Annotated in this window: 8 protein-coding genes; 7 read left to right on the forward strand and 1 reads right to left on the reverse strand. The window is 40.6% G+C overall.

The window, feature by feature from the left end:
• Window positions 1-528: 50S ribosomal protein L25/general stress protein Ctc (locus tag ACFSR0_RS03940; protein ID WP_379980121.1), on the reverse strand; the 528-nt coding region annotated here is incomplete at its 3' end.
• Window positions 529-825: 297 nt separating this feature from the next.
• Here ACFSR0_RS03940 and ACFSR0_RS03945 point away from each other — a divergent pair.
• The 7 genes from ACFSR0_RS03945 (at window position 826) to ACFSR0_RS03975 (ending at window position 6519) form a co-directional block, all read left to right on the forward strand.
• Window positions 826-1578 carry a pseudouridine synthase gene (locus tag ACFSR0_RS03945; RefSeq protein WP_379980123.1) on the forward strand — a complete coding sequence of 251 codons (753 nt, stop codon included), beginning with the start codon at window positions 826-828 and terminating at the stop codon, window positions 1576-1578.
• On the forward strand, window positions 1550-2263 hold the full coding sequence (locus ACFSR0_RS03950; protein ID WP_379980125.1) for a YjjG family noncanonical pyrimidine nucleotidase: 714 nt from the start codon (window positions 1550-1552) through the stop codon (window positions 2261-2263). Before ACFSR0_RS03945 ends, ACFSR0_RS03950 begins: the two co-directional genes overlap by 29 nt.
• A 107-nt stretch (window positions 2264-2370) precedes the next feature.
• Window positions 2371-3006, forward strand: coding sequence for a uridine kinase (gene udk, locus ACFSR0_RS03955; RefSeq protein ID WP_379980127.1), 636 nt, complete (start codon window positions 2371-2373; stop codon window positions 3004-3006).
• Window positions 3007-3228: 222 nt separating this feature from the next.
• Window positions 3229-3678: a YaiI/YqxD family protein gene (locus ACFSR0_RS03960; protein WP_379980129.1), complete on the forward strand. Its 450-nt coding sequence runs from the start codon at window positions 3229-3231 to the stop codon at window positions 3676-3678.
• A gap of 111 nt (window positions 3679-3789) precedes the next feature.
• Window positions 3790-4854 carry a D-alanine--D-alanine ligase gene (locus ACFSR0_RS03965; RefSeq protein WP_379980131.1) on the forward strand — a complete coding sequence of 355 codons (1065 nt, stop codon included), beginning with the start codon at window positions 3790-3792 and terminating at the stop codon, window positions 4852-4854.
• Between the two features lie 64 nt (window positions 4855-4918).
• Complete coding sequence (locus tag ACFSR0_RS03970) at window positions 4919-6274, forward strand: UDP-N-acetylmuramoyl-tripeptide--D-alanyl-D-alanine ligase (RefSeq protein WP_379980133.1); 1356 nt, start codon at window positions 4919-4921, stop codon at window positions 6272-6274.
• Window positions 6275-6381: 107 nt separating this feature from the next.
• On the forward strand, window positions 6382-6519 hold the full coding sequence (locus ACFSR0_RS03975; protein ID WP_379980135.1) for a hypothetical protein: 138 nt from the start codon (window positions 6382-6384) through the stop codon (window positions 6517-6519).
• Window positions 6520-6615 lie beyond the last annotated feature (96 nt).

Consider the following 6615-nt stretch of genomic DNA (forward strand, 5'->3'; position numbering starts at 1 on the left):
TACAACTTGTTCTTCTGCATCGGTTACGATTTCGTAATCACCCGTAACTTTTATGTCAGCAACGCTCAATGATTGACCAATTTCTAAATCGGTCACGTCTACTTCTACGTTTTCTGGTAATTTGTCTGGTGTTGCAGCGACTGTTACAGCATATAAGGTTTGAGTCAAGACTCCACCCGCACGCACGCCTGCAGCTTCACCAACTAAAACGACTTCGGCTTCTACTTCAGTGACTTCATTCATGTTTACAGATAAGAATTCTATATGTGTTAATTTTGATGTAAAGGTATCTGTCGTATATTTATGGATTAATGTGTTGACTTTTTTGCCATCGATTTCCATGGTAAGAACGGTGTTTAATCCATGTTGACGTAAGACTTTTTCCATGACAGTATTATCAAGTGAAATTGGTGTACTTTCAATTTGGTAACCATTCACAACTGCAGGGATTTTACCTTCATGACGTAATTTGTTCCTTAAAGAACGGGGGCGAACTTCTCTCTTACTTACTTCCAATGATACTGACATAACTCAATTCCTCCTAAATTTCCTACCTTTATGGTAGTAGTTTTTAAGCAAATTTTGTTACTCTTGCACATTAAGTGGTACGTGAGACACGCAAAAAGAGGGTAGCTAGTCACAGCTACCCCAAAAAGTTTTGTTTGAACTTTTCTCCACCAGGTTATAACGCTGTGTATGAGAAACTTATTTACTTTACACTATTAACGATAGGCCTTTTCAGAAAGATTGTCAAACGATAACCCTTTTTTCATCTGGAGAGCTACGGTATAATGGGGAAAATAACCGGATAGAAGTAGGAAAAAAATGCGTATAGATAAAGTAATCGAAATGCAATTACAAACAAGTCGAAAGGAAATGAAACGCCTATTTGCAAAGGGTTTGGTCTGCGTGAATGGCCAAATGATACGAAATCAAGCGTTTAATGTAGATAGTCACTTGCATCAACTAACAGTAAATGGCCAATTGATTGAGTGGTATGAACGCTATTGGTTAGTAAACAAACCTGCTGGCTATGTGACCGCCAATCATGACAAAGTAGCCCCCACGATTTTTGACTTATTTGACCCAAAGGATTTTTCGGAAGGTCTTTATGCTGTGGGGCGTTTGGATCGGGATACGGAAGGTTTGGTGTTAGTGACAAGCAATGGTCCCTTGGGCTTTCAGTTGTTACACCCGACGAAGAAAGTCGAAAAAATTTATCAGGTACGAGTGAATGCTCGCTTGACTAGTGATGATGTACGGGCCTTTGCTACAGGAATTGTATTTCATGGAGGCGTTCAATGTCAGCCGGCAAAACTTGTACTTCAAGTATGTCATGAGAAAGAAAGCTGGGCGCTAGTGAGTCTGTCTGAAGGGAAATTTCATCAAGTCAAAAAAATGTTTTTGGCTTGTGGCAAAAAAGTGACTTTCTTAAAGAGAATTGCTTTTGGACCACTTAAATTGAGGGGGCTGCCAGTAGGAGGGTATCGCCCGCTTGCATCAGCAGAATTGGAACAATTAAGACCATTTATCGAAGGAGGTAGATCAAATGCGACCGTATCAAGTGCTATTGTTTGATGTTGACGATACCTTGTTAGACTTTCAAGCAGCAGAGCAAGTAGCATTACAGGTAGCTTTTCGTGAGCAGCAATTACCGTTAACCAAACGCGTTGCTCGTCGCTACCATGTGAACAATCAGTTGGCTTGGCAGAATATTGAAAAAGGACGCGCGACTCGTGAACAATGGTTAATTTGGCGTTTTGCTCAAACGCTAGTCGAGTGCCAACTCTCAGGTAATCCGACAGCACTGGATCAGACTTTTCGAAAAAGCATCGCGCAGCAACATCAACGACTAGGTGCTAGCTTAGAAGTTGTACAGGTACTTTCTCAGCAAGGATATTCGCTACAAATTGTGTCGAATGGTGTCGGAAAGACGCAGAGAAAACGATTGGCTGAAGCCAAATTATTGCCCTATTTTGAAAAATTTTTTATTTCTGGTGATATGGGTGTTCAAAAACCAGATCCACGTTTTTTTGATTTTGTTTTTCAAGCGAATCCAGAGGTATCCAAAGAGCAATTTGTGATTATTGGTGATTCATTGACATCGGATATTCAAGGTGGTAAGCAAAGTGGCATCGACACCGTTTACTTGCAGCCAAAACAGCTAGGCGAGCAGACGGTAACGAGTACCTTTTGGATTCAGCAACTTACGGAATTGCCTCAATTGTTGGCCACAAAGAGCAATCAAATGAATCAATGCTGAACCATCTCGAAGAATATTAGGTAGAAAAAAAGATTATACATAGCATTTTTTGAGATTTTCGCTATAATAGATAACAGTGTAAAAAAGTGAATGAAAGAGGTAATGGAATGGGCAAGAAGAAACCGATTATTATTGGCGTAACTGGAGGATCAGGAAGTGGAAAGACAAGTGTGAGTCGAGCAATTCTTGATCATTTTCCCAATCATTCCATTACGATGCTTGAGCACGATTCTTACTACAAAGACCAAAGTGCCTTGAGTTTCGAAGAACGGCTGTTAACCAATTACGATCACCCGTTGGCATTTGACACAGACCTATTAATTGATCACTTAGAACAACTGCTTCATTACCAAGCGATTGATATACCTGTTTATGATTATGTAGCGCATACACGTAGCGACCAAGTCATTCACCAAGAGCCAAAAGAAGTAATCATTTTGGAAGGAATCATGATTTTGGAAGACGAGCGTTTGCGCGAGTTAATGGATATCAAAATTTATGTCGATACGGATGACGATATCCGGATTATTCGCCGGATTAAACGGGATATGGAAGAACGTGGGAGAACGTTGGACTCGGTTATTCATCAATATTTATCCGTTGTGAAGCCAATGTATCACCAATTTATTGAACCGACAAAACGCTATGCCGATGTGATTGTTCCAGAAGGTGGTCAAAATCATGTGGCAATCGATCTTATTACGACCAAGATCAAAGCCATTCTAAAAGCCGAGGGAAACTAGTTTTTTTGAAGCATGTGTGGTATGATGATTGACATGCGATGAGCCGAGGAAGTTAGCATTTGCTGACGACTCAACCAGAGGCACAAAAGAAATTACCTACCGGATTGTAGGGTGTCGGATGACAGCTATGTGGAAATGGTGTCATCTGTTAGAAATAACACTGGCTTGCCAACAGAGAATATCTGTTGGCTTTTTTTATTATTTTGAAAAGAGGAGAATGGCATGCGATTTATTATCGATGGGGATGGCTCACCTGTAAAGGAGAAAGTCATTCAACTAGCAGCAGAGTTTCACCTGTCTGTAATCATTGTCACTAGTATTGCTCATTATACAATGAAAGAATATCCCTCGTTCGTTTCTTTTGTCTATGTGGAAAAAGGAGCGGATCGTGCGGATTATGAAATTGTGAAGCTTGCTCAACCAACGGACTGGGTGATTACACAAGACTATGGGCTTGCTTCCTTATTATTACCAAAGGGCGTGCGCGTGTTCCATCATTCGGGCAAAGAATACCTTCCTGAGACCATTGATGGTTTGTTGATGCAACGATTTGAACATGCCCAACTGCGCAAACAGCATCGAAGAGTAAAAGGGCCGAACCCATTCACCCAACAAGATCGTCAATTATTTTTGTCATTGCTACGAGAGGAGTTAACCAAAAGTATAAGGTAAACACGCGGGAATTGCTTTGATTATTTTGGATGGGTTAGTGGCATATTCTTGTTTTTATGCTAAAATAAGGGAGAAAATTACTGAAAAGTGACCTTATAGGAGGAAAAACTTTTGAAAATTATTTTGTTATATGGTGGGAAAAGCGCGGAACATGAAGTGTCCAATTTATCTGCTTTTTCTGTTTTACAAGCGATTTATTATGAGTATTATCAAGTCCAATTAGTTTTTATTTCCAAAAAAGGAGAATGGGTAAAAGGACCACTTTTGACAGAAAAACCTGAATCAAAAGAAGTGTTGCATTTGACTTGGAAAGGCGCGGATGCGACTGGAGTGGCTATCCAACCTGGAGATATCACCCAAGACGAGGCGATTGTTTTTCCTTTATTGCATGGACCAAACGGAGAAGATGGGACCATCCAAGGCTTTTTAGAAACCATTGGCATGCCGTATGTAGGTGCGGGTGTCGTGACCAGTGCTTGTGGAATGGATAAGATTATGACGAAGTACATTCTTCAAGCAGCAGGTATCCCGCAAGTGCCGTATGTGCCTGTTTTAAAACATCAATGGAAAGAAAATCCCAAACAAGTCTTTGAACAGTGTGAAGGATCGATGCTTTATCCAATGTTTGTCAAACCAGCGAATATGGGATCCAGTGTAGGCATATCCAAAGCAGAAAATCGTGAAGAACTGCAACAAGCGCTGGAAGAAGCGTATAAGTATGATACACGGGCTGTTATCGAGCAAGGCATTGAAGCTAGAGAAATTGAAGTGGCTATTTTAGGAAATGAAGATGTACGCACGACGATGGCGGGTGAAATTGTTAAAGATGTTGCGTTTTATGATTACAATTCAAAATACATCGATAACAAAATCGAAATGCAAATCCCAGCACAAGTGCCAGATGATGTGCAAATCAAAGCTCAGGAATATGCAAAGAAGGCCTACACGATGTTAGGTGGTAGTGGTCTGAGTCGTTGTGATTTCTTTTTAACTGGTAAAAATGAGCTATTTCTCAATGAATTGAATACCATGCCCGGTTTTACACAGTTTAGTATGTATCCATCTTTATGGGAACAAACCGGTTTGCAATATGGTGATTTGATAGAAGAATTGATTCAACTTGGCTTGAATCGCTTTGAACAACGCCAAGCTTTATTAATGGATGTCATGAAATAATAGAGAAGAAGAGGGCAGCTACTTTTTAAAAAAGTAGACATGCTCTTTTTTAAAGGAGATCAAGATGTTTACAATTGAAGAAGTAGCCCGTTTATTTGGTTTTGAATTGGCGGATAGTCGGTTGATTACGGGAGTAGAATTTGATAGTCGTAAAATAAAGGCAGGCAATTTGTTCATTCCGTTAGCGGGTGCCAGAGATGGTCATACCTTTATTCAACAAGCGATTGACAATGGTGCAATCGCAACGTTATGGAGCCGTCAAACAGAGCAACCTACAGGAATAGCTGTGATTTTTGTTGAAGATTGTCTAAAAGCAATGCAAAAAATTGCTACTTTTTATCGCACCATTTGTGCACCAAAAGTGGTAGCTATTACCGGAAGCAATGGAAAGACAACAACGAAAGATTTCACCGCTTCCGTATTAGCTCAAGCATTCAAAACTTACAAAACACAAGGAAACTACAATAATGAAATCGGGATGCCCTACACTATTTTACATATGCCGAAAGAAACAGAAGTGCTAGTGTTAGAGATGGGGATGGATCATGCAGGGGACCTAACCACACTGTCAATGATCGCTCAACCTGACGTAGCAGCCATTACGATGATTGGTGAAGCGCATATTGAAAATTTAGGCTCCCGCGAAGGAATTGCACAAGGAAAGATGGAAATTACAGCAGGTTTAGCTGCGAGTGGGCACCTCTTTGTTCCTTGTGATGAACCATTATTAGAATCATTGTTGCGCTCTGTTTCACAGTCAGTCACGACATTTGGTATCGATGCAGGAAATCTATCTGCACACATTATCGAAGAACAGGCAAAGCAAACGACCTTCTCGCTGAACGGACAACAATATAGCATTCCGTTGTTAGGAAAGTACAATGTGAAAAATGCACTTATTGCTTATGGGATTGGTTCATTGTTAGGTGTAAACGCTGAACAAATTGGTCGAGGCCTCACGAATGTAAAAGTGACACAAAATCGAACCCAATGGCTTGAATGCGCAAATGGCACACGAATTCTAAGCGATGTTTACAATGCCAATCCTACAGCGATGGGCCTCGTGTTGGATAGTTTTGGCAAACTTCCAGTGCAAGGGCGCCGTTTTGCAGTACTAGCAGATATGTTAGAATTAGGGCCACAATCGTCAGAAATGCATGCAGCAATGGCCAATCACATCCATGAAAATTATAATGGTTTGTTTCTAGTTGGTGAGCAAATGGATTACTTAGCCAAAGAATTAACCAAACGGGGCAGTGACATTCCACTTCAATTATATGATGCAACGGAGCTACCTGCTTTGATTAGTGATTTGCAACAATTGTTACAACCAGCAGATATGCTTCTATTAAAAGGTAGTAATGGGATGAAACTTGCAGAAGTTGTAGCAGCCTTGGTGCCATCTTCATCAAATGAATAGGTATCCTACTTATAGTCGCGAAGGAAAAAAGTTCATTCCGGCTAGCTTATGCGAAGAGGCTAGTTAGGAATAATATTTTTCTGGGGTTATCCAGAAAGGGGAGACCGTTGAACAAGAAAATTCAGGCATTTACCATGCCTTTAATCGCTTCAAATCTTTTTCAGATAGTCATTTCGCAGATTTCCTTAGTTATCATTGCACGTAAATCAACGGATGCACTTGCTGCAGTTACAATGATTGATTGAACCGAGCGCGCACACCCGTGACTTTAGTCGTGGGTAAGCGCTCGTCGGAACCAAGTTCCGAAAACGTACAGTCAGCATATTGAGAAATCAATGTGT

The sequence above is a fragment of the Enterococcus camelliae genome, assembly GCF_042685105.1.
In the GTDB taxonomy this organism is placed as follows: domain Bacteria; phylum Bacillota; class Bacilli; order Lactobacillales; family Enterococcaceae; genus Enterococcus_G; species Enterococcus_G camelliae.

Bases quoted from the DNA above. Each gene is read 5' to 3' on its own strand.
- ACFSR0_RS03945 (WP_379980123.1), top strand. From the start codon at position 826: ATGCGTATAGATAAAGTAATCGAAATGCAATTACAAACAAGTCGAAAG.
- ACFSR0_RS03950 (WP_379980125.1), top strand. From the start codon at position 1,550: ATGCGACCGTATCAAGTGCTATTGTTTGATGTTGACGATACCTTGTTA.
- udk (WP_379980127.1), top strand. From the start codon at position 2,371: ATGGGCAAGAAGAAACCGATTATTATTGGCGTAACTGGAGGATCAGGA.
- ACFSR0_RS03960 (WP_379980129.1), top strand. From the start codon at position 3,229: ATGCGATTTATTATCGATGGGGATGGCTCACCTGTAAAGGAGAAAGTC.
- ACFSR0_RS03970 (WP_379980133.1), top strand. From the start codon at position 4,919: ATGTTTACAATTGAAGAAGTAGCCCGTTTATTTGGTTTTGAATTGGCG.